This window comes from Marinomonas maritima, from assembly GCF_024435075.2.
GTDB classification, from domain to species: Bacteria; Pseudomonadota; Gammaproteobacteria; order Pseudomonadales; family Marinomonadaceae; genus Marinomonas; species Marinomonas maritima.
The window spans coordinates 1,250,877-1,274,760 of the sequence record NZ_JAMZEG020000001.1 but is presented as its reverse complement, the minus strand read 5'-3'; the positions used below and the strand labels follow the sequence as shown (position 1 = coordinate 1,274,760).

The window sequence follows — 23,884 nt, the reverse complement described above, 5'->3', positions numbered from 1 at the left end:
AATCCTCATCATTATAAATACAGAAGGCACATACAGTATTTACTAATATATGCATTAGCGATTTCACCAGCGAAGTAAAGACGAGGCAAAAATGAACAAGAAAGCGCAGTTTATAACTATAAATGAGCAGTTCGAGTTCATTTTTAACCCTGTATTTACGAGCGTAGTAATCGCCCCCCTACAAGTCTTTGCAAAGGCGAAGAGCATCATACATAGCCGCATGAACGTTACGCTGAGATACACAATCCCCCAGACGCCACAAGATCATGCCCTCATCTGATCCACCACTCAGCACTGGCTGAGGCTTGATATCAAACAAAGCTTCGTTATCAATTTGGCCTTTATTACATGAGCTTGATTTTAATGCGTAGTACAATTCCTCGTTTGGACGAGTACCGTTCTCTATCACGACTTGATCAACAACACGCTCTTCTTTCTGAGCAGTATATTCATTCTCAAGCACTGCAACTAAGCTGTTGCCTTCACGATATACTTTGTCTAAAAGCATATCTGACGTCATGATAACTTCACGCTCGTACAAAGAGCGGTAGTACGTTGGGAATGTAGTACCACCAACACCAACACCTGGTTTAATATCGTCGGTTACCAATTCAACCAAAGAGCCTTTAGAAGCCAAGTAATCGGCTACTGACATACCTGAGAATTCGCAAATTGTGTCGTATACCAAGACATTTTTACCTGGCTCAACTTTTCCACTTAGAATATCCCAAGAAGAAACAATCAAACCTTCCGCTGCGCCCCACTCTTCATTCTGTTCAACAAATGGACGACCACCTGTCGCCAAAATACACACATCTGGGTTGAGCTCTTTAACCATGGTTTCATCAGCTGACGTATTTAAACGCACGTTCACACCCAAGCGTTCCACTTCCATCACCAACCAACGAGTAATACCCGCGATTTGATCACGCTGAGGGGCTTTGGATGCAAACACTAGCTGACCACCCAGCTCTTCTGCTCTCTCAAGCAAAGTCACTTTGTGACCACGTTCTGCTGCAACTCGCGCGGCTTCCAATCCACCAGGACCACCACCAACAACAAGTACATTACGAATAACGCCTGACGTTTTCTCAATTACATGTGGCAAGCCCATGTATTCGCGGGATGTCGCCGCATTCTGAATACACAATACATCCAAACCTTGATACTGACGGTCGATACAATAGTTTGCGCCAACACACTGACGAATTTGATCAACTTGATCCATCTTGATTTTGGCAATGAAGTGTGGATCAGCAATATGAGCACGAGTCATACCAACAAAGTCCACGTAACCCGCCTCAAGAATACGTTTAGCCTGATTCGGATCTTTGATGTTTTGTGCGTGGATCACAGGAACATTAACCACTTCTTTGATGCCTGCAGCCAAATACAAGAAAGGCTCAGGCGGATAGCTCATGTTTGGAATAACGTTAGCCAACGTGTTGTGAGTATCACAACCAGATCCAACCACACCAAAGTAATCCACCATGCCAGTCGCATCGTAGTATTGAGCAATTTTCTTCATTTCTTCATGGCCCAAGCCATCAGGATGGAATTCATCACCCGTGATGCGCATGCCCACAGCAAAATCTGGACCGACTTCGGCACGAACGGCTTTCAGCACTTCCATACCAAACTTCATACGGCCTTCAAACGTGCCACCCCATTCGTCGGTACGTTTATTTACACGTGGTGACCAGAACTGATCTATCATATGTTGGTGAACAGCAGACAATTCAACACCGTCTAGTCCACCTTCTTTTGCACGACGCGCGGCTTGAGCAAAGTCACCAATTACGCGCCACATTTCTTCTACTTCAATAGTTTTACAGGTCGCACGGTGAACCGGCTCACGAATACCAGAAGGGGACATTAGGTTAGGCCAGTTTTCACCATCCCAACGAGAACGACGACCCATATGAGAAATCTGGATCATTATCTTACCGCCATGTTTATGCACGGCATCGGCAAGGTTTTGAAAGTGAGGAATGATGCGATCTGTCGATAGATTGACCGAACTCCACCAGCTTTGTGGGCTATCGATAGACACCACACTGGAGCCACCACAAATACAAAGACCACAGCCACCTTTGGCTTTTTCTTCGTAATATTTTACGTAACGCTCTGTTGTCATGCCGCCATCAGTGGCATACACCTCAGCATGAGCCGTACTAACAATACGATTGCGGATGGTTAATTTATTAATATTTAGTGGTTCGAACAACGCATCATACTGGGACATAACATCCTGCCTTATTGAAAACGACTTTTAACTTCTCGAATATAATTTCAGCCATCACCTGCCCGTGATAGCCGTATGTTTTTTTAGGTTGGTTTAAAAATCACAGAGGTACTACTTCAAAATAACCTACATCACAGCCTTCTTCGGCTGCACTTTGAGTCTGTTCTGCTTTAGTACGAATGGGCAAACCTTGGCTTTCTGCAATTTGATCTAACGCACCAGCAAACCAACCGGTAAACATATAATCGATCTTGCGATTCACCTTGCAGCCATGTTCTTTAAAGTAATGGTAAACAAAGGCTGAGTTTTCTAAGCGTACTTTTGCGGTACCTTTTTCAACATCCAACGACTCGGTAATAAAAAAACCCCAGCCGCGTTGAGAAAGGCGTTTCAAATAGTGATGCCAAACTTCATCACCCGTAAAATCGTGCAACTCAGCTTCTTTTTCACACCAGTGGTACGCTGATTTATAGCCCGCTTTATAAAGAATATCGGCGTAACGCTCGGCGCCAATCTCTTCTTCAATACCCATATGGTTATTAACAAAAAAGTGCCGTGGCACATACAGCATTGGCAAAGCATCGGTATTCCAAACACCGGTTTCGTCATCGACACTGATCGGCATTTCTGGTGCATGAGTTCCCATTTTACTTCCTCAAAAATTATTCTGAATTGTTTACATTTCAAAAAAATATGTCTTTCTAAAAAACCATTAAAAGCGTCGCAAGTGATCACTCTGAACCGTCGATTTACTACTCGCCCCAGACTTCGCGTAACAGATTCACCCAATTGTCGCCCATGATTTTACAAACCTGACGTTCACTAAAACCATGCTTCAACAAGGCTTCGGTCAAATTTGGAAAGTCACCAACGGTTCGCATACCGAGCGGATTGATAATTTCGCCAAAGCGCGTCAAACGGCGTGCGTAGCCTTTATCGTGCGTTAAGTACTCGAAGAAGTCATAGCCATGACCTTGAGTAAAGTCAGTACCAATACCAATCGCGTCTTCACCAACAATGTTGTAGATGTATTGAATGGCTTCCACGTAGTCGTCAATGGTTGCGTTAATACCGGCTTTTAAGAAAGGAGCAAACATAGTAACGCCGACAAAACCACCATTGTCTGCAATAAACTTAAGCTCTTCGTCACTGCGGTTGCGTGGGTGTTCTTTTAGACCAGAAGGTAAACAATGAGAATAAGCGACAGGTTTTTTTGATTCGATGATGACTTCTTTCGCCGTATTCGGACCAACGTGAGACAAATCACACAACATACCAACACGGTTCATCTCCGCGACAATTTCCCGACCATAGCCAGACAAACCGCCATCGCGTTCATAACAACCGGTGCCGACCAAATTTTGCGTGTTGTAGCACATCTGCACAATGCCAACGCCAAGGTCTTTGAATATCTGCACATAACCGATTTGATCTTCGAACGCATGCGCGTTTTGAAAGCCCATCATTACACCGGTTTTGCCTTCCGCTTTCGCACGATAGATGTCTTTGGTGGTATAAACCTTGAGAAGCAGGTCGCTATTGGCGTCGATCAACTGGTTCATCTCAACCACGTTTCGTACCGTGCCTTCGAAATTTTCCCAGAAAGACACCGTACAATTCGCGGCCGTTAACTTACCCTTCGACATGTCTTCAAATAATTCGCGATTCCACTTCGCACAAATTAAACCATCAATCACAATCGCTTTGTCGTGTATCTCTGCTGCGTTCATTGTTTTTCCTTACCGATCAAACGTGGGTAAACATCAATGAACTCAGTGTAATTTTTCGGGAAGAAAGGAAGCAGGCTGTAAACGACTAGAGGAACACTAAAAGCGACTTGAGACGACGAGATGAATTCCTGTCTCTTTTTTACGGGGAAGGTTAGTGATTACAAGCTTTGGTTCCATTTAAACGCATTATAGTCCTAACCTTTATTCCGCTCTGTTGAGAGCATAACTTTTGCTCACGGTTTAATAAGGAAGAATACAAAAGTTACCAAAAGGTCGCTTTAGAGCGTTAGCGCCTTACTTCTTTCGTGTGTCCGATCCTGAAACACGCTGCCATAAAAAATACTTTATTATGACAGCGTCAAACACACAGCCAGTTAAGCGAACGCAACGTATGCCACAATGCCTTTTAAAATCACTATAAACAGCCCCAGAAACACTTTGGCACCCAAGATAAGTCAACTGTTCTGATCTGATTGAGTAAACATGATGGTAAGTTCGATTGACGTAGATCTTTCCTATACCCTCCTAATATCTATTTCAAAAAAAATCCTGTAGCAAAGATCAAACAGTCTATTTCAGCTAATAAGCAGAAGCATTTTATTGTAGCTGCTTTACGGCTTTTACAATGGATTGTTTAGCGATATTTTGATTTTTCTCAGACGTTTTATTTCCTAAGAAGGAGCCAAAAACAGGAATAAATTGGATGTTATCTAAACCAATAAACCCTAACACTTCTTTTAGTAATGGGGTTACAAAATCCGTTTTTTTCGTCTCTTCTGAACTGTAATCACCACCCGCTGAAATGATGACAAACACCTGTTTATTGGTTAAAAGTCCATGAGGTCCATCCGCTTTATACTGAAAGGTTAAGCCTGGACGTGTGACTTGGTCTATATAAGCTTTTAAACCAGATGTCACTGTATGGTTATGCATAGCCGAACCAATGATTACTATATCTGCATTCTCTAGTTCTCTGATTAACAATAAACCTTCGCTTAATGCTTGTTTTTGATCTCCATTGTGCTCGCTTGGGTCATTAAAAAAACCAGATAATGCTAATGCCGTTAAATGGCTTGGCGGTGTTACGCCAAGATCGCGAGTGAAAATATTAAACCCTTTCATGGTTAATAATTCTTGTTCAAAAAATGAGGTTAGCTTAGTTGAAATACTTTCTTTAGGGATTGGGCTTGAGTTAAGTATGAGAACATTTTTCATATAATTTACTTCTGCTAATTTAAGAAAGGAAAGTCTATATCATTCTCTTATTGTGATTAATTACCTATTTATGCAATGATTGTTCTCATATGACTATCAATTAGAGTGAATTATGGATACTCAATTATTAAATGGCATTGTGACTTTTAAACAGGTTGCTGATTGTGGCAGCTTTACTCAAGCGGCCACTTTACTAAACCACAGCAAATCCTATATCAGTGGTGAAATAAACAAACTTGAAAATCGCTTAGGCGTCAGATTACTCAATCGTACCACTCGACAAATTAGCCTAACTGCAGCAGGTGAAATCTATTATCGACAATGCCAAAACATCATCTCAGATGCCTTACAAGTAGAGCGCCAATTAAGCGGGCAGCAACTTACCCCAAAAGGAAATTTACGCGTGAGTTGCCCTGTAAGTTTTGCCTTAGCAAAGATACGACCGATATTAAGTGAATACATGAATCTATATCCGCAGGTAATTATTGAACTAGAGTTGAATGATCAATTAGTTGATGTCGTCGCTGATGGTTATGATTTGGCGCTGCGAGCCTCAGAACAACTGCCTGATTCAAGCTTAGTTAGTCGGAAATTAACCAGTGTCGATATAGTTACCATTGCAGCACCAAGTTATTTAGAGCAATGGGGGACGCCTCAATCTCCTAATGAATTAGTTCATCATCGCACTATTAATTTCCGCTCTACTGTTAATCATAATATCTGGCAATACCAAGAAAAGTCAGGCCGGAAAATCACAATAAAAGTAGACAGCCACTTAATAACCAACAGCGCTGAAATGGAATTGGCACTGTGTATAGCTGGGCAAGGTATTGCAAGAGTACCAAAGTTGGTTTTAACCGATGAAATAAAAAAAAGAAATTTAATTCTGTTGTTTGATGATTTACTTCCTGTAACAGTAGACCTATTTTTGATTTATCCGAACCGTAAATATATGCCATCAAAAGTGAGAAGCTTTATTGATTTTTTGGTTAGTAAAATGGAGTAAATATATATGGCTGTGGTAGGACATGGTTTAGCACCTTCCCCCTTATTACAAGGGGAAGCGGAGGGTAGGATTATTTTTTTACTAATAAGTCTTCTAACTTCAACCCTGTGGCTTTATGAATGTTACGCCACAGATAATAAAACACACCCAACATCATGATCATCGATGGAATAGCGATCATTGGATAACTGTATAACGTCATCTGACCCAGCTCTTCGTTAAACGCTTCGGTTCCAGCAGGGCTGGTGACAATCCATTTGGCGAGTATGTAATTCATCGTGGCTGAAAAAGCAAACGAACCCGCTATAAAATACGTTGCCTTCATCAAGGTTTTTTCAAACGCGGCAGTACTGTGGTTCTCTTCTAGCTTTTGCTTAATAGTCTCGACGTCCATTATTGACGCGTTAAACAATAGAGCTCGAATCAAAGGATACGGTGTGAAAGTAGACACTAGCACTGCAATGCCTATTATCGCAGGAATCGACGCTTCCTTAATCGCCAACCATTTATTGTCCAACTCGAACAAACCGATGCTGCCCGTCAGTAAAACGCTCACTAACCCCAACAAAGCGATGAAGTTAAACTTCTTATATTTTATTAACTCAAAAAGCCCCCAACCAAGGGGAAACGCTAACGCCGCGATCAAACCTCCGCTAACGCCCAACTTATCTTCACCACTTAACTTCATTAAAATTAAAGACGGTAAAACGACACTGACGATCAGATCCACCATCGGACGTGGCTTGTGTGTAGAAGAGTTATTCATAATGTTATGGATTCCAAGTTCAAATTCTAATGGCGACTATCATAAAGGAAAAAGTGCATTGGGTGTCATAGACAATGTTTTTAGTAAGAAGTGCCAGAGGTTTTGTGGGTTTTATCCAAACTCTGTCGATCTCGGGAACCAGCTTTACTTGACCACTACACCCTCCCCTTTGCCTTCCAAGGAGAGGGTTAGGGAGGGGTTATTTTTTGGACTTTATAGAAGTGGTGTCATCTGCAAAGTTCGAAAAGTTGTATTTTAATAACCAACTAAGGTTTAGCAACCTCTGGGAAGTCCAGTGATACTTATATTTCAAGTCAATTGAGCCCTCATGACCATACGAATATATGGCCTTTAAAGCTAAGAACCACTACGCCTTTTTTTGAGTTTGATTGCTACTTATTGCTAAAGAAAATTAAGTGCAATCAATCAATCAACTTATTATTTTCATCAAAAAAGGGAAACGGCCCAACCACGTCATCTTTCGATATGATGTAACTTATATGACCTGTAACACTATTCGGTTTGAGTTTGAACAGTTGAATAGCCGGCGGCTCTAAAGAAAAGCTTGATGGCGCATTAGAGTTTAAATCTAAAGTCACAGCATGGCTATGAGACGGTCCAACCCAAACAGGCAAACCATGCCATGTTGCGCAAATCGAACGATGCAAATGTCCTGCAACGAGGCCTGTGACCTGCGTATGATGCTTAACAACTTGCCATAACGCTTCATCGTTTAGAAGTTTTTGTACATCCATATGATCTATCCCCACTTCCATAGGCGGGTGATGAAGAAAAATAAGCGTCGGTAACTCAGTATGAGCCAAAAGCTGCTCTGACAACCAAAGTAAAGACTCAGGCGCTAACTGTCCATAAGGTTTTCCAAGTACAGATGTATCCAAACCAAGAAGGTGATAGTCCTCGGAAATTTGTGAAAAATGACAAAATTCTGAGTGATCAAAACTCGCCAACCCATCAAAAGCAACGCGAAGATGATCTCTATGGTCATGGTTACCTGGCACAACTTTGATTGGAACCTTCAGCTTTTTCAGCTCTGGGACTAACACGTCGTATTCCTCAGGTGTACCAAAATCCCCTAAATCGCCCGTGACAATAACCCAATCTGGCTGAGGTGAAAGGCTATTAATATGAGCAACCGCATTTTTTAGACACTCCAAGGTATCGACTTTTTGGTATGCGATTTTCCCCTGTTTCTTTATATGTAAATCTGTTAGCTGTGCAATTAACATATAGCACTCTCACGCTGTTCAGTCGGTAATAACACAAGACGAGTAGATGGAATAATCAGCCCCACCCGATCCCCTTTGGCGTAGCGTTTTCGTTCAAAACAGTCCACATGAATTAAATTATTCTGCCCTTCTACTTCAACTAACACTCGGGTTCTGTCTCCCAAAAAAACACTTTGAGATACGGCGCCTTTTACACTGGCATCTTCAAACGTCATTAAACGAATATCTTCTGGACGTGACATGCAACGAAGTCGCTCTCCTTCTGAATACGGTTCATAAAGCGCTGCAGACAAAGGGAGAGAATGCGTCCCAAACGACAAATTCTGACCTTGTAATTGACCATCAAAATGATTCATCTGACCAATAAAATTCGCCACAAATTCACTTTTTGGAGACAAGTAAATGTCTTCGGCCGTACCAATTTGAACAATTTCACCATGATCTAATATGGCGATACGATCACCCATTGCCATTGCCTCTTCCTGGTCATGAGTCACGTACACAGCGGTAATACCTAAACGCTTTAACAAGGCATTGATGTCAGTACGCAAGCGCTTTTTCAACAAAGCATCTAAGGCAGATAAAGGCTCATCAAGCAACAAGACCTCAGGCTCGGTAATAATAGCTCGAGCCAATGCTACACGCTGGCGTTGACCACCAGATAATTGGTCGACACTGCGATGGGAATAAGCTTGCAAATCGAACATATCAAGCATCTCTTGGACTTTTTTGTCTTTGTTCACTTTGCTTTCACCACGCACTCGCAAGCCATAAGCAATGTTGTCGCTGACATTCATATTGGGAAACAGTGCGTAGGATTGAAAAACCATACCGACTCTACGCTGCTCAATAGCAATTTGTGTTACATCACGTTCGCCAAAGTGAATTTCACCACCTTGGTCGCAAAATTCTAAGCCCGCAATCAAACGTAAAGTGGTCGTTTTACCGCAGCCAGATGGTCCAAGTAGCACCAGAATCTCACCTTTCTCGATATGTAGATCAAGAGGCTTAAGCGCCAATGTGCCATCCGAAAAAGTTTTCTGTACCTGCTTTAAGGTAATTTCCACACTCGTCGATACATTTTTCATGTTAGTGCCTATCTTATTCATTTATAGATGCCCTTAGTCCGAACTAAGCCGGACGCTTAGGTTTGCGATTAAGCCATTGTGCAGCGATCAGTAAAGGCAAAATCATGCCCAGGAAAATCAATGTATATGCTGAGCTCACTTCCAAACGCATTGAGGCATAAGAGTCTGCTAAACCAACCGGTAAAGTTTTAGTAATCGGAGTATGTAGCATCCACGTCAAATTAAATTCTCCCGCAGATAACGTCAGCGTCATTAAAATGCCGCTAACAATGCCCGTTTTACAATTTGGTACAATTACATGAAAAAAACGTTGCCAAAAACTTGCCCCTAAACTGGCAGCACCTTCTTCCAACAACCGAAAGTTAATGCTTTGCAACACAGCCAGCACCGACTTAACCATAAATGGTAAGGTAAAAATCACATGACCCACCAAGATAAATAACCAGCTCATACGAAAATCACTAAAACCGCCGTATACTGAAATTAGACCAAGCGCAATCGCCATGCCCGGAATGGCAATCGGTAAGGTCAAACATTCATCCAAAAACGCAGAGAACTTACTCCGAGTTCGTGCAAGATAGTAAGCACAAGGCACGCCCACACAGAGATTAATTAAAGTAGTTACCAAGGCTATCTTCATGGTCAACCAAATCGTATCTGAGTAGAGTCCCCAAACCTGAATGATCCAGCGAAAAGTAAAACCGCTCTTAATACCCACAAAATAATTGCTGGTAAGCCCAGCCGTAATAGACATAAAAACAGGCACAATCAAAAACGCACAAACTAGTAGAGTAAAAGCAAGTTGCAGATAAAAATACATCCCCCTTTTCATATTAACCCCCCATTCCCAACGACGAACCACCTTGGCGACGAGCGATGGTCAAACAAAGCCAGGTGATAAAGCCAAGAATCAAACTCAATGCAGCCGCCATGGCAAAATTCGCATTGAGCGTAAATTCGGTATAGATCGTCATTGGTAACACATTAAGATTCGTCGCTAAGGTAAAAGCCGTACCGAAGGCCCCCATGGAGGTGGCAAAACAAATAGAGCCAGAAGAAATTAAGCCCGGAGTCAGCGCCGGCAATGTCACATCTCGCAGCAATTGCCAACGATTTGCCCCTAAAGAACGGCCCGCTTCAATCAGGTTATAATCTAATTTTTCCGCCGCCCCCATAACAGTCAGCACCACACGAGGAATAGAGAAATATAAATAGCCAATAAAGAGGCCAGAAATGGAATAAGCCAAGGTCCAGCGTTCGCCAACAAGAGCGAGCCCCAGTTCGGCAAATAAACCTTGTCTCCCCGCCAACATGATCACAAAAAAACCAATCACTACGCCCGGAAACACCAAAGGGAAACTCAACATGGCAACCAATAAAGATTTGCCTTTAAACTCATAACGCGTCAAAAATAAACCCACCATAGTGGCGATAACTAAACTGGCGATGGTCACAACGAAAGATAATAAAAACGTCGATAAAAGACTTTTTAGGTACATGGGTTTCGTTAAAATATACCAATAGCTGATGCCATTCTGTTCCGCTAATGACAGCCACAACAACTTAACCATTGGCAGTAAAAAAAAGGCTACACAGATAATCACAACAGGGATAATTAATAGATAATATTGCTTGCTTTGCTTCATATTTTCTTCGCCACAAAATCTTTTTGATAAGGCTTTTTATTCGTTAGGGCCTTCATAAGACAAAGAACAAAATCTCGCTCTTTGCCTTATGATCCCTCGTTAATTAACGAACTTCATTCAAATAGCGCTGAGCAAAACCGCTTTGTGCTTCAGCCATCTTGGCAAAGTCGACCGTTTTTGCTCGCTGGTAATCTGACGCTGGCAAGAATTTCGCTTCAATTTCAGGCGTCATAGCAGAGGAGATGACAGGTCGAAGATAGGCTTCTGCCCATACGGCTTGACCTTTATCCGACAGGACAAAATCTAATACATTGTGACCGTTTTTAGGGTTTGGTGAATTCTTCACCGCGCTCATCACGTAAGGCACAACAACAGAACCTTCTTTAGGAATCACAAAAGCAACGTTAACGCCGTCTTTGTATTTGGCGCGGTAAGCATTGAAATCGTAATCGAGAAGAATGGGGATTTCGCCCGAGATCACACGAGCGTAAGCCGTTTGCTTAGGCACGATTGGGCGATTCTCAGCCAGTTTTTTAAAGTAATTAATGGCTGGCGTGAAATCATTCATATCGCCACCAAACGATTGGTTAATCGCTACCGCACCAGCGTAACCAACAAATGCGCTAGTCGGATCAAGATAGGCTACCATTCCCTTGTATTCCGGTTTTAGAAGCTCATCCCATGATTGCGGTACTGGGCGGCCATCAAGCGCATCTTTATTGACAAAAAAACCAATGGTGCCAGAGTGAATCGCAAACCATTTACCATCAGGGTCTTTCAAACCTGCTGGAATTTTATCCCAGTTTTTCGGTTTATAAGCGTCTACCACACCTATCTCAGCGGCCTTAATACCGAAAGACACACCGTAATACGCAACATCGGCTACAGGGCTATTTTTTTCAGCCACCAGCTGTGACAAAGTTTGGCCTGAATTTTTATTATCCATCGGAATGGAAATACCTAAGTCTTTTTTAATTAACTCAAGCTGCCCGCCCCAATTCGCCCACTCTGGCGGACAGTTATAACAAATCGCATCCGCTGCGTAAGACGCTCCTGCGCTGAGCCCTAGCGATAGAACGGCCAGCTTAGTTACCTTTTTAAAGACACTCATTAAACTCTCTCCTGCTATTTTTAAAGAACACGTCGCATTGTTGGCGGCTGACACTCAGCCATGGTTCCCACAAAGTGGGGTTGATAATCTAGCTGCTTAGTTAAAGGAAGCGTTGTTTTGTGCTTGCTGTTGAACAATAAATCCACCGCATACAACCCCATCGTGTGATGAGGAACTTGAATCGTAGCAAGAGGTGGGTAAAGAATTTGTCCGAGCGCCATGCCATCAAAGCCGACGACTGATACCATTTCTGGAATAGCGATACCTTGCGTTTTAAGATGATTCACCAGCTTCAAGGCCAGCAAGTCATTACTGCAAAACCATGCTGTTGGCGCTGAAAGCGAATCAAAGAAAGATCCTTGAGTTTGGTCAAATGGTGTGAGCGCATACTGATCAACTTCAACCAACTGCATAGGAGGTAAGAGTGTTTCTTGTTTGAGACGGTCGGTAAAACCTAAGTAACGCTGCTTAGCTCTATCGGAAGACTGAAAACGTCCTGCAACCATGCCAGTTTTTTGATGGCCTAAAGCCAGTAATTGATCAGCGACATCCCACCCCGCTTGATAGTTGTCCACATACACACACGGCTCATCTGGGGATTGGTTATGAACAAGACAAAAAGGAAAACGGAATTCACGCAGTAAGGATAAGGCCTCGTTATTTTCTACAGAGGCCGTGGTAAGAATAACACCCACGACACGTTGTCGAATCAGATCAATAATCGCTTGCCTCTCTCGGCTGAGCTCGTATTGGGTGTCTACCACAATCACAGAGTAGCCAAAGTGACGAGCTCGCTGTTGAATACCGGCAACAATTTCTGAAAAAACGGGGTTAAGCAGACTCGGAATCATCACGCCAATAGTAGGGTTATGATTCCAGTCCACTTGTTTAGAAGCTTTATTGGCATCGTAACCTGTCAAGTCAATGATTTTTTCAATACGAGTTCGTGTTTCGCTACTCAATGGCCCTGTATTATTCAAGCATCTTGAGACTGTCGCAGGAGAAACGCCTGCTAACGCCGCTACATCTTTAATATTCATGACTGCTAACCTTCCGATACCACTCTCAGATGCAGCGAAGTATAGAAAAATCACGTGACGAATTTATGACAGTTAAAAGCAATTAGCAGCAAGATAGAAGAACATAACGGTCATTTATCGAATGAATGTTGAACTTTAACCTCTGAAACGTAATTGTTTCATACGAAAATCAAACAATAAAAAAAGCAAAAAAATACTGAAATGTCTATAACGGTGAGGCCATACCAGAAACTCATGAATATTTGGACTGAAGACCCATATCTGTGTGAACGCAAAAAAAGGAAATAGGAGCCCTTAGTAAAAAACAGTTATATGAATAAAATACGTAAAGCCGGCCTTCGCACAAATATAGAGTCAATCAGATGAACTGAATCACAAAGTATTCAGCGACTAAAAAATATTAGAACAACGCCAAATCAACGTGCATCACAATGAAAAACGATCAAGTAATAAAGCGACTTATTCGTCTTTTAAAGGTTAGAAAATAGAAGCTATTCCTAGGGAACATGCGATCAAGTTGAGCGGCGCGCCTAACATTCTGAAAAGCCCAATGGCAGTCAGTAATGTGGCTGGTTTATCACTTTTCTACCACTAAACAAGATAATTGAACCTTGTTTAGTGGTTTTTTAACGGATTACCCCCTTGCGGCTCGGGTCAACTCGAAACACGTTGGCAAGAGTAAACAGCATGGCGAGCTTACTGTCATTTTTAGCTAACCCACGATAAATAGCTTTTCTAAAACCAAACTGACACTTGATGATTCTAAAGGGATGATCGACTTTTGCTCGGCTAATTCCCTAAAAATCAGCTGCAATCACCCAGTCTGCTTTGACACCTTTTAACTCTTCTCTCTTTTGAGCGCCACGATAGCCAGAACCCGCCGAGACAAAACACGCTTCGCCATGAAGAAGGTTCACTGTTTCCGTGATGTTATGAACGTTGGCCGCCGTTGTACTCACGCCGTGAGTTAACCCCGTTCTAGCATCAACACCAATATGGGCTTTTAAGCCAAAGAACCATTACTTACCCTTTTGAGTTTGGTGCATCTCAGGGTCTCTTTCTTTGGCTTTATTCTTCGTTGAGCTGGCCGCTTCAATAATAGTCGCATCCACAATGGTGCCTTCTTTGAGGTAAATGCCTGCATCAGACAGCCATCTATTCACTTCTTTAAAGAGCTGGCGCAAGAGTTTGTGTTTCTCTAATAAGTGCCTGAAATTCATGATGGTGGTGTGATCAACTATCTAAATAAGTAATAAGAATATCTAACGGTAAGTCAGTAAATAAGCGCGTGGACGTGATCTCATACAAGGCATCTTCCATCGCTGGATCACTCATGTTGTACCAATGTTGCATGCAGTGAATACGGAACATGGTAGATAGCGGATAAGGCCTTCTTCCATTGCCTGCTTTGGGATAAAACGGTTCAACAACCGCTTCAAGTTGATCCCATGGCATCAACTCATTCATGCGAGAAAGAAAAACCTCTTTACGTGTTTTACGGCGTTTGTTGTTGAACTCGCTGTCGGCAAAGGTGAGTTGATGTGGCATAGTTGAGGCTTGAAGGCTTAAAACGCGATTGCCTCATGAGAGGGGCTTATTCGCATATTCCCAAGCTAAAAATGAAAAAGGCCGCCAATTACTTGGCGGCCTATCTGGTTTCGCTGGTCATGGTGTTCTCCTTTTTATCTTAGATTTTGCTTGGCTTTTAAAAAGGAAATCAGTTCTTCCTTGTCGATCATTTCAATGTGTTTCCCTCTGCGGATTGTCAGTTTTCCCGCTTGGGCTTCTTGCTCTCCTATTATCACTATGTTGGGGATTTTAAGCTCAAAGCTGCGTTTTATTTTGCGGCCAACGGAGTGGTTGCTAAACTCACACAAGACATTTATGTCTTGTTTCTCTAGATCTGCTCGTATCAGGTTGGCGTAGTCTAAGACAGAATCATTGACTGTGACCAATATCACGGGTTGCGGGTGTATCCATTCTGGTAATACGCCTTGCGACGCTTCGAGCAGTATGCCAATCCAGCGCTCTATCGAGCCATAAACGGCTTGGTGTAGGATAATAGGTTGCTCCCCTTCACCTTGTTCATTATCAAACGCTAAGTCAAAACGCTCTGGCAGATTGAAGTCCAGCTGGATTGTGCCGCATTGCCAAACTCGTCCCATAGCATCTTGTAGCGCTAGTTCTATTTTTGGGCCATAAAAAGCACCTTCACCTACTTGGATCTCAAAGGGGACGCTTTCTGCCTGACAGGCTTCTTTAAGTATGTTTTCCGCCCGTCGCCACGATGCATCGTCGCCTAATGCTTGCTCTGGTTGTGTAGAGATCTTGACCTCTAGAGCTTGATAGCCGTAGTCGTCATAAATTTGTTTCGCCCGTTTAAGAAATAGACAGACTTCTTGTTTTACCTGAGACCAAGCGCAAAAAACATGCGCATCATCTTGAGTAAACTGTCGTAATCGTAGACAACCATTTAGTGAGCCTGACGATTCGTTACGATGCACCAAACCAAATTCAAATAGCTTCAAGGGTAAGTCTCGATAGCTGTGTACACCACGTTTATACATGAGTATATGAGCAGGACAAGACATGGGTTTTAAAGCGTATTCTTGGTCGCCATTTTGCTCGCCACCAAAGAACATGTCTTGAGCATACATATCCATATGACCAGATATTTTCCAAAGTTCTTTTTTCATTAGCTGAGGAGTACGCACTTCTTTGAAGCCATACTGACGATAACAGCAGCGCATGTGTTCTTGTATTTTTTGAAACAAATGCCAGCCATTAGGGTGCCAAAATAGCATCCCTGGTGCTTGCTGTTCTGAATGAAATAAATCGAGCTGTTCCGCGAGTTCGCGATGAGTTTTCATATCTTTCTCCTAATGAAAGATTTTTTGTGAAAAACTCCGAGCGAATAACAAGAAATGGACATTAAAAAAGCCCTCTGGCAATTCGCTCAGAGGGCTTTTTTAATCAAATAGCAGCTATCCCCCAAACAACCTTATGGTCATGGTGGTAGACGTACTGTATTGGAATAAACTTAATGGATGATTCATAACGCCATACTATCGCTTAAAAGAAGTTCTGACAACGGCATAAAGTAGATAACGACAACAAAAATTAGGCCATTTACTTCTAGTGAAAAAACCTTCTTCACAGAAAATAGACCATTTCCTAGTCTCCAATCGTCATAAAAGTGATCTCGTATTTATTCATCATTCGTGGCAGTATTTCTTACAATATAGCCCCATAAACTAAGGAACAAGCAATCAAGTCGTCTTTTAAAGGTTAAACAATAAAAGCGATTCCTAGATCACATCCATTAAGTATATTCATCATGAGTTGAAAAAAGTCATCAAGAGAGTTTATTTTTCCGTGCTAAAATAGCATTTATTAACACCGCCGCCCTTGCTTGGGTACAGCATCAATTGTAAAAGGACGATACATGTTAGGTTTAACGGTTTGGGGATTATCTCTTGGGCAAGCATTACTAGTTACAGGAAATATTTTACTCGTTTCCGTCACCGCTTTGATTGGCAACAAAATCAGTCCATCTGTAGACCTAGCAACTGTTCCAGTAGCAGTGCAATTCATCGGTCTAATGAGTGCAACCTTACCCGCTGCGTTATTGGTTCGATTACTTGGAAGAAAAGCGGTTTTTTTAATAGGGAATATTATTGGATTATTTGGCGCAGCACTTGCCTATTACGCCTTATTGCAAAGTGATTTTTGGTTATTTTGTTTCTCTACTTTCTTACTGGGCGTTGCCATTGGTATAGGCCAACAATACCGTTTCGCAGCGATAGAGAACTGTCCTGAAGGAAAAGGCCCTCAGGCTATTAGTTTGATTATGGGAGGGGGAGTTCTGGCTGCAGTACTTGGGCCTAGCCTTGCAATTTGGTCAGAATATATCATTCCAGACGTACAATATATTGGTGCCTTTGCGGCTCTATTCATCTTATATGCAATAACCACTGTATTGGTTGCGACGTTGCCGCTAAAAAAAGCAAACATAGCAGAACAAACAGGAACGCCTCGATCTTATACAACGTTACTCCGTCAGCCGATTTTGATTGCATCTATTACATCAGGCGCTATTGGATACGCTGTTATGGTATTAATCATGACCGCCACCCCACTTGCGATGCATAGCCATGGGTTTCATTTTGGCCACACTGCCAGTGTAATTCAGTGGCACGTTCTTGGCATGTTTGCACCTTCATTCTTTACGGGGTATCTGATTAAAAAATTTGGCACCTGTAATATTATTCAAACAGGTTGTCTATTACTCATTGCCTGTATCTTATTAAATCAATTCGGTACGACATACTGGTATTTTTGGACAGCATTAGTCGTCCTAGGTATTGGTTGGAACTTTACCTTTATAGGTGCAACCAATTTGTTAACGCAAACGTATCAACCTGCAGATAAAACTAAGATACAAGGATTAAATGATTTCCTAGTATTTGGATCATCAGCTATCGCAAGTATATTAGCGGGATACTGGCAGAACTTACTGGGTTGGGAAATATTAAATATATTAATGTTGCCTGCGATTTTTATCGCGATGATGACCGTTTATCTAAGTATGAAACGGCCAACACAAATGAGTCTTTCCAACTAAGGTCAAGCGTAAACGGTTAAAGCGTTGCACTATCGCCCAATTAGAACCCCAAGCGAATGTAACGCCATGGTTAAAAAAGCCGATCAATTCAGCAGTCCTGCTGGCTTAGCTTTACCCACTTAAACGACATTCGCTGGCGCACCCAACGATCTAAAGAAGGCAACAGCGCTGACGCAAAGACAGGCTTAATTGGTAATAATGTAACGGGCAATACCGTAAATATACAACACAGAAAAAATAATATTAATGTATTTAAGCTGACGCTCAGTGTGCAGCCAAGCGCAGTAAATCCATATTAAACAAAAAGGCAGACTGATAAACATAGTATAAGGATACCAATCCTGTATTGTCGCAATCGTACTCATTATTCCTAATACTAGTGCAAACCACTTCAAGTTTTGTTCTTGACTCGCTAGTGTTTGTATCGATAACTTAATTCTCACACTCACTCCTGATTTATACCTATCGAAAAAGATTCCTCTCTATTAAATATAAATGCAATTAATCAAAGTTCGATTTCATATAAAATGACATTATCACCCAATAAAAAATCGAGCAATATAGTCGACTATGATTAAGGTCTAGGGCTGAAATTGAGAAATCCAAAACATCATATGTCTGAAATTAACTTCGTCTCTAAGTTTGACTTGTTTACTTATAATGCTGAAAAAAGTCAGTAATGTCGTCGATGATCGGTGCTTTACTTTTAAAAAACCAAATGAAACCAGACAACATGCCGACATGGTCGACTCCAGCATAGACGTGACTTTCTACTACGCCCTGCTCAGCTTCAATTTTAGCAATCAATTTATCCATGTTACTTTTACCAACAATGGCATCTTCCGCCCCCCAAAGCAGCAACATAGGTGGCTCTTTGCCATCAATAAAGGTCGAAACTTGCATGTTCGGGTAATTTTCAGGTGGGCCAAACATGTCTATGTAATCTTCCTCATAAGGGACAAAATCGTATGGGCCGGACAAACCAGCAAACGCTTTAATAATAGAAGGGGTTTCACCTTCTGCTTGTAAATAATGTTTGTCAGCGGTAACTAAGGCGCCTATGTGAGCACCAGCAGAATGCCCTGCCACAAAGAGCTTATCTGGATTGCCGTGGTATTCGGTAATGTGTCGATACGTCCAAGCAACCGCCTTGGCTCCATCTTCAACAAAGGTCGGAAACTTAACCTGTGGGTACTTACTGTAATCAGCAATTACGGTGATGTAGCCTTCTTTAGCAAAGATTTCTCCAACAAATGGATACATGTCTTTTGAGCCATCTTTCCAACTTCCGCCATAGAAGAAAACCACCACCGGAAGCGGTTCAGTCGAAGCATGTGCAGGCACATACACATCTAATTTTTGCCAAGGCTCAGAACCATAAACAATGTCTTTGATCGTTTTTGTATCACTGAATGCATTGGGCCAATTTGCTACCTCTAATCCAGCTTTAGTACAGGCGACAAGTAATAAAGAACTCAATGCAACAAACACTTTTTTCATCATCAATATTGACCTCTGAACGCTTATAAATTGTAACTTATAAAAAAGTATACGCAGTCACTCCATAAAGGGATCAGATAGTTATCTTGCCGTTATTTCGTGCCATTTTTCTTTTACTCAACAGTTTGTCATATTCACCTACAGGCACTAAGCCGCCAATCCATCATTGCATTAAACATAATTATGGTTCTTTTTTAGTAGTATTCAGACATTCTGTATTAATGTATTTATGTTATTATGCTGCTATATAACGTGCTGATAACTCTCATGCTGTGTCTCTTTCCCGCAATAAAAATTAGGTTTCTTACGGATTAAATTGGTGAGTTAAATGGTCATTAATCGACTGCTCATACGTTATTTTTCAAGGTGATTTCTAGATGAAGTTAATACAATTTTCTTATAAAGCCACACTGGCAGCAGCACTGATTATTCTTGTTGGCTGCAGTGCATCGCCAACAGGACGTAAGCAGTTTATAGCCTTACCTGATAGTCAATTAGATACAATGGGCGTTGAGTCATTCGCGGTGATGAAAAAAGAAATACCCGCTTCGAACAATGCTCAGTTACGTCAACAAGTACAATGTGTCGCTGACGCAATTATTGCTATTTTGCCTGATAAATATCGTGACCAGTCATGGGAAGTTGTTTTATTTGACGATGAACAGGTCAATGCATTCGCCTTGCCGGGTTATAAAGTCGGTGTGTATAAGGGCTTGCTGAGTGTCGCAAAAAATCAATCACAACTCGCCGCCGTCGTGGGCCATGAATTAGCTCATGTAATAGCAAGGCATGGTAACGAACGCGTTTCAACGCAAATGGCAACCAGCCAAGCACTCGCCCTAGGTTATCAATTCAGTGGCGAAGAATCGGCGGAAAAAAAGGCCATTTTCCAAGCGCTAGGAATAGGCATTCAAGTCGGCATTATTTTACCTTTCAGCCGTACTCATGAATCTGAGGCAGATTTACTTGGCTTAGAATACATGGCAAAAGCAGGGTTTGACCCGCGTGAAAGCGTGCAGCTGTGGCGGAATATGAGCGCGGGCGATAATAACAACACGCCTGAACTGCTATCGACACACCCTTCTCACGCCACTCGAATTGAAGACTTACAGGCCAATATGTCGCCTCATCTCGCCGTTTATGATGCTTTAGTTACACAGAACAAACAGCCTCAGTGTTACTGATTTTTAAACTAGGGTAAATAAGATCGGAATAGTTAGGGGCAGGTAAAAAAGCGAATAGCTATTTTTACCTGCCCCTAACTATTTATAGCCTTGCATTCCTATTATTAATAACAACGGTTCTTTTTTCGCTTTCAAAGCAACGTTGAATACACTCCCCCCTACTATGTATAAATATAATTTATATATAGTGGGATTTAAAACCTAAGCACTTCTTAAATAACAGATCAATTCGATACAACTTTTACTAGTATTTAAGACTTTTCAGTAACATTTAAATACATTGATCTTAATATCGTTGTGATACCATCCCGCCAATTTTATAAAGATCATTGACAGTAAATCTTGGTATTCACTTCATATTAAAGTCAAAAAACCAATATATTGCATGTCCTGCTACTTAAATAACGTCTTTTAAAACGAACGCTATCAGGCTAGACACTTCTAATTTGTATAAGGATGAGAAAAGGATGACGCTTATCAATCCGCAAAAAGTAATGCCATTGTGGTTAGGAATAGTACTGATATGTACTTTCAATGTTGCTCATGCGAACACTCCTGTTGCCGATTATTTCAAAGACACTTGGTCCACTCAGGAAGGTTTACCGCACAATAGTATCAATGCCATAGCACAAACCTCAGACGGGTATTTATGGTTTGCGACTTGGGAAGGGGTTGCTCGATATAATGGCCGCGATTTTCGTTTTTTCGAGCGCTCGGCAAAAACAGGGATTCTTGACTCCGGCATACGAACACTCATATCAGATGATAACAATGGCTTGTGGGTAGCCGGTGCTAGAGGCGGAATAACCTATCACCAAGATGACCATTGGCAACCTCAACCTGCGGCTCGCGGCATGGTAAATCATTTACTCAAAGACCGTTCTGGCAATGTTTGGGTTGCAGTTGAAGGTTTGGGGGTATTTTATCGGCCGAAACCGAGTATAGATGTCGATTCTACTGAAGAAGTTTGGGTATTAAAAAATCTCAGCGTTTATCGATTACTTGAAGACACTAAAGGTCAAATTTGGGCAGCAACAGACAACGGCTTATTTAAGCTAAACAGGGACAATACACAGGAAGTATTAGCGCAATATGGTTTATCAAAGCTGCATATCTATTCCATCCTAGAAACACAAAATACAGGGTTATTGGTGGCAACCAATAGAGGCGCCTATACAATAAAAGACGACAAAATTTCATTATTACACCCAAGCCTAGCAGGCGAAGCCATCACCACTTTGATGGAAGATGATGAAAAAGACCTCTGGCTGGGCACCGTAAGCAAGGGTGTTATGAGGTTTGATAAGGGCCATATCGAGACCTTAAATACTCAATCAGGCTTACCCAATAATAGAGTACTGTCGATATTACAAGACTTGGAAGGCAGTATTTGGATTGGTACTAACGGCGGCTTAATGCGACTGCGTAAGGCGCCTTTTACGACTTGGACAAAAAAACGCGCATTAGTGGGCGATTATGTCCGTAGCGTCATCGACGTGGATGCTGAGTCCGTGTTAGTCGGTTCAAGTGAAGGGCTTAGCCTTATTAGAAACAATACCGCTCATGAAGCGCGACTCAATTCAGGCAGCCCCATTTCGGTTCTGAGCTTTGCTAAGCGACGCGAAGGCGGTATTTGGGTGGGCACGTATCTTAACGGCTTAATGCTATGGAAAGACAACCAGTTATCGCATTACCTTAATTACGTCAGTGGATTGCCCAGCGATGAAGTAAGAGCCATTTTAGAAGACAGCCATAATAATTTATGGATTGGCACAACAAATGGCCTAGTACAAAAGACGGCCTCTGGGCAACAACGGCTTTTTACTCGTGATGATGGTCTGCCTGACAATTATATTATGGCGTTAACAGAAGATGACCAAGGCCAGATCTGGGTTGGTACTGGGGTTGGCGTTGCCAAATTAACGTCGAATGGCTTTGAGATTGTCCCTATTAATAGCCAAGAAGGTGCAGAGTATGCTTTTGGATTCTGGGTCGAACCTGGTTATGTCTGGATTGCCACAGACCGAGGCTTAATACGTTATAGCCAAGAAGATGGTCAATTAGGTTTGGTGGGACGTCGCTCTGGACTGCCTATTGATAAGCTATTTCAAGTCATTTACGACGGAACAAATGGGCTTTGGTTAACCAGTAATCGAGGTATATGGCGAGTAGACTACCATGCAGCTCATGCTGTGGCAGATGGACGTCAGAATAAGATCGCATTTGAGCATTTTTCAGAAAGTGACGGTTTAGCAAGTGCTCAGGCAAATGGCGGTTCTAACCCCGCCGCTGTTGCGATGGACAATGGTAAATTATGGTTTGCCACCGCCAAAGGCGTTGCCATGGTCAATAGCTCGACTATCTCGCAAAAAAATACTGCCCATTTGCCCATTACGATTGAATCAATTTCTGCCGACGGTCATGTCCTATTAGCGAACAAAAAAAACGTTTTACCGGCGGGAACCAACCGAGTGGTATTCAACTATGCTGGGCTAGGATACGTTATGTCGTCCCGTATTGAATACCGTACCCGCCTTGTCGGTTTTGAAAGCACGTGGGCCTCTAGGGGGAAAAACACCATCGCTGAATATACAAATTTAGCACCGGGCCAATATCAATTTCTTGTCAGTGCACGTTACCCTTACAGTGATTGGAACAGTGCCGATCAAATATATGAAATTACTATTTTACCCCATTTTTGGCAGCGTCTAGAGGTGCAAATTGGCGTGGCATTATTGATCCTTATCATTTTAGCTGGCAGCCTACGCTGGCGCTTTAAACAACTGCAAAAAAATGAGTTAAGACTGCAAGCCCTAGTTGAAAAACAAACATACGATTTACGTCAACAATCGGAAGATTTCCAACGTCAAGCAAATGAAGATGAACTAACAGGCCTACCAAACCGACGCGCTTTTGACCTATGGTTAAGCGAGGGTTTTGTACAAGCCAAGCAACAACAAACCTCGCTAATCTTAGTCATTATGGATATCGATCATTTTAAGAAAATCAATGACCATTATTCCCACCTTGTTGGCGATCAAGCTATAAAATCCTTAGCGGCCCAATTGCAGCTCATAGCAAGTCAGCAGGTGCACGTTGCTCGTTGGGGCGGTGAAGAGTTCACGTTAGTGATTGAAGGCGTGGATGATATTAATATTGCAGCTCACTGTGACAATATTCGTCAATCCATTGAAACATTTGACTATAGCAATATCGCTACCGACTTCAAAATGACCGTCAGTATGGGCGTCGCGTTCGCTCATAGTGTAGAAAGCTATCAAGGCTTGCTTCGACTCGCCGACCAAGCATTATATCGAGCCAAAAAACAAGGGCGTAATCGAGTTGAAATTTGGCAAGAATAACCGCCGACTGATATAAAGTATAAAGCCGAAATGTCATTTTCGAATGATGTCTCGGCTTTTTTCATTCAAGTAGTCTTCTAAAATGCACGATCTTGCAACCATTATCGTTTAGCCATAAAG

At 42.1% G+C, this 23,884-nt stretch carries 18 protein-coding genes and 1 pseudogene; 4 read left to right on the top strand and 15 right to left on the bottom strand.

From position 1 onward, the window contains the following. Positions 1 to 178 precede the first annotated feature (178 nt). The 4 genes from dgcA to M3I01_RS06010 form a co-directional block, all read right to left on the bottom strand. Positions 179 to 2,245, bottom strand: coding sequence for a dimethylglycine demethylation protein DgcA (gene dgcA / locus M3I01_RS06025; protein WP_255894759.1), 2,067 nt, complete (start codon positions 2,243 to 2,245; stop codon positions 179 to 181). Positions 2,246 to 2,345: 100 nt separating this feature from the next. After that, on the bottom strand, positions 2,346 to 2,891 hold the full coding sequence (locus tag M3I01_RS06020) for a DUF5943 domain-containing protein (RefSeq protein ID WP_255894758.1): 546 nt from the start codon (positions 2,889 to 2,891) through the stop codon (positions 2,346 to 2,348). A 106-nt stretch (positions 2,892 to 2,997) separates the two neighbouring features. Next, positions 2,998 to 3,975, bottom strand: coding sequence for a dipeptidase (locus M3I01_RS06015; RefSeq protein ID WP_255894757.1), 978 nt, complete (start codon positions 3,973 to 3,975; stop codon positions 2,998 to 3,000). 597 nt (positions 3,976 to 4,572) lie between these two features. Next, entirely contained in the window at positions 4,573 to 5,190 is a 618-nt protein-coding gene (locus M3I01_RS06010) for an FMN-dependent NADH-azoreductase (RefSeq protein ID WP_255894755.1), read from the bottom strand. 112 nt (positions 5,191 to 5,302) lie between these two features. Here M3I01_RS06010 and M3I01_RS06005 point away from each other — a divergent pair, with 112 nt between their 5' ends. Further along, positions 5,303 to 6,196: a LysR family transcriptional regulator gene (locus tag M3I01_RS06005; protein ID WP_275564973.1), complete on the top strand. Its 894-nt coding sequence runs from the start codon at positions 5,303 to 5,305 to the stop codon at positions 6,194 to 6,196. Between the two features lie 70 nt (positions 6,197 to 6,266). Here M3I01_RS06005 and M3I01_RS06000 read toward each other — a convergent pair whose 3' ends face one another. The 9 genes and pseudogenes from M3I01_RS06000 to thrS all read right to left on the bottom strand — a co-directional run bounded on the left by M3I01_RS06000 (position 6,267) and on the right by thrS (position 15,964). Continuing rightward, entirely contained in the window at positions 6,267 to 6,962 is a 696-nt protein-coding gene (locus M3I01_RS06000; RefSeq protein ID WP_255894752.1) for a VC0807 family protein, read from the bottom strand. A gap of 422 nt (positions 6,963 to 7,384) precedes the next feature. Beyond that, positions 7,385 to 8,209 (bottom strand): phosphodiesterase, encoded by an 825-nt coding sequence (locus M3I01_RS05995; RefSeq protein ID WP_255894751.1) that lies wholly within the window; start codon positions 8,207 to 8,209, stop codon positions 7,385 to 7,387. Beyond that, on the bottom strand, positions 8,203 to 9,297 hold the full coding sequence (locus M3I01_RS05990) for an ABC transporter ATP-binding protein (protein ID WP_255894750.1): 1,095 nt from the start codon (positions 9,295 to 9,297) through the stop codon (positions 8,203 to 8,205). Before M3I01_RS05990 ends, M3I01_RS05995 begins: the two co-directional genes overlap by 7 nt. A 43-nt stretch (positions 9,298 to 9,340) precedes the next feature. Then, entirely contained in the window at positions 9,341 to 10,117 is a 777-nt protein-coding gene (locus M3I01_RS05985) for an ABC transporter permease (RefSeq protein ID WP_255894749.1), read from the bottom strand. Between the two features lie 13 nt (positions 10,118 to 10,130). Next, positions 10,131 to 10,943, bottom strand: coding sequence for an ABC transporter permease (locus M3I01_RS05980; protein ID WP_255894748.1), 813 nt, complete (start codon positions 10,941 to 10,943; stop codon positions 10,131 to 10,133). A 103-nt stretch (positions 10,944 to 11,046) separates the two neighbouring features. Then, a complete protein-coding gene (locus M3I01_RS05975) occupies positions 11,047 to 12,054 on the bottom strand; it encodes an ABC transporter substrate-binding protein (protein WP_255894747.1) in 1,008 nt (335 codons plus the stop codon). 20 nt (positions 12,055 to 12,074) lie between these two features. Beyond that, entirely contained in the window at positions 12,075 to 13,094 is a 1,020-nt protein-coding gene (locus M3I01_RS05970) for a substrate-binding domain-containing protein (RefSeq protein ID WP_255894745.1), read from the bottom strand. 626 nt (positions 13,095 to 13,720) lie between these two features. Continuing rightward, a pseudogene (locus M3I01_RS05965) lies at positions 13,721 to 14,642 on the bottom strand (IS5 family transposase). A 134-nt stretch (positions 14,643 to 14,776) separates the two neighbouring features. Further along, on the bottom strand, positions 14,777 to 15,964 hold the full coding sequence (thrS, locus tag M3I01_RS05960) for a threonine--tRNA ligase (RefSeq protein ID WP_255894744.1): 1,188 nt from the start codon (positions 15,962 to 15,964) through the stop codon (positions 14,777 to 14,779). 575 nt (positions 15,965 to 16,539) lie between these two features. Here thrS and M3I01_RS05955 point away from each other — a divergent pair. Further along, a complete protein-coding gene (locus M3I01_RS05955) occupies positions 16,540 to 17,718 on the top strand; it encodes an MFS transporter (RefSeq protein WP_255894743.1) in 1,179 nt (392 codons plus the stop codon). Positions 17,719 to 17,903: 185 nt separating this feature from the next. Here M3I01_RS05955 and M3I01_RS05950 read toward each other — a convergent pair whose 3' ends face one another. Continuing rightward, positions 17,904 to 18,161, bottom strand: a complete 258-nt coding sequence (locus M3I01_RS05950; protein WP_255894742.1) for a hypothetical protein — start codon at positions 18,159 to 18,161, stop codon at positions 17,904 to 17,906. Positions 18,162 to 18,369: 208 nt separating this feature from the next. Beyond that, a complete protein-coding gene (locus M3I01_RS05945) occupies positions 18,370 to 19,221 on the bottom strand; it encodes an alpha/beta hydrolase (protein ID WP_255894741.1) in 852 nt (283 codons plus the stop codon). 374 nt (positions 19,222 to 19,595) lie between these two features. Between M3I01_RS05945 and M3I01_RS05940 the strand changes: the two genes are divergently transcribed. Continuing rightward, positions 19,596 to 20,402, top strand: a complete 807-nt coding sequence (locus M3I01_RS05940; protein ID WP_255894740.1) for a M48 family metallopeptidase — start codon at positions 19,596 to 19,598, stop codon at positions 20,400 to 20,402. 467 nt (positions 20,403 to 20,869) lie between these two features. Beyond that, positions 20,870 to 23,764, top strand: a complete 2,895-nt coding sequence (locus M3I01_RS05935; RefSeq protein ID WP_275564972.1) for a ligand-binding sensor domain-containing protein — start codon at positions 20,870 to 20,872, stop codon at positions 23,762 to 23,764. The last annotated feature ends 120 nt before the right edge of the window (positions 23,765 to 23,884 follow it).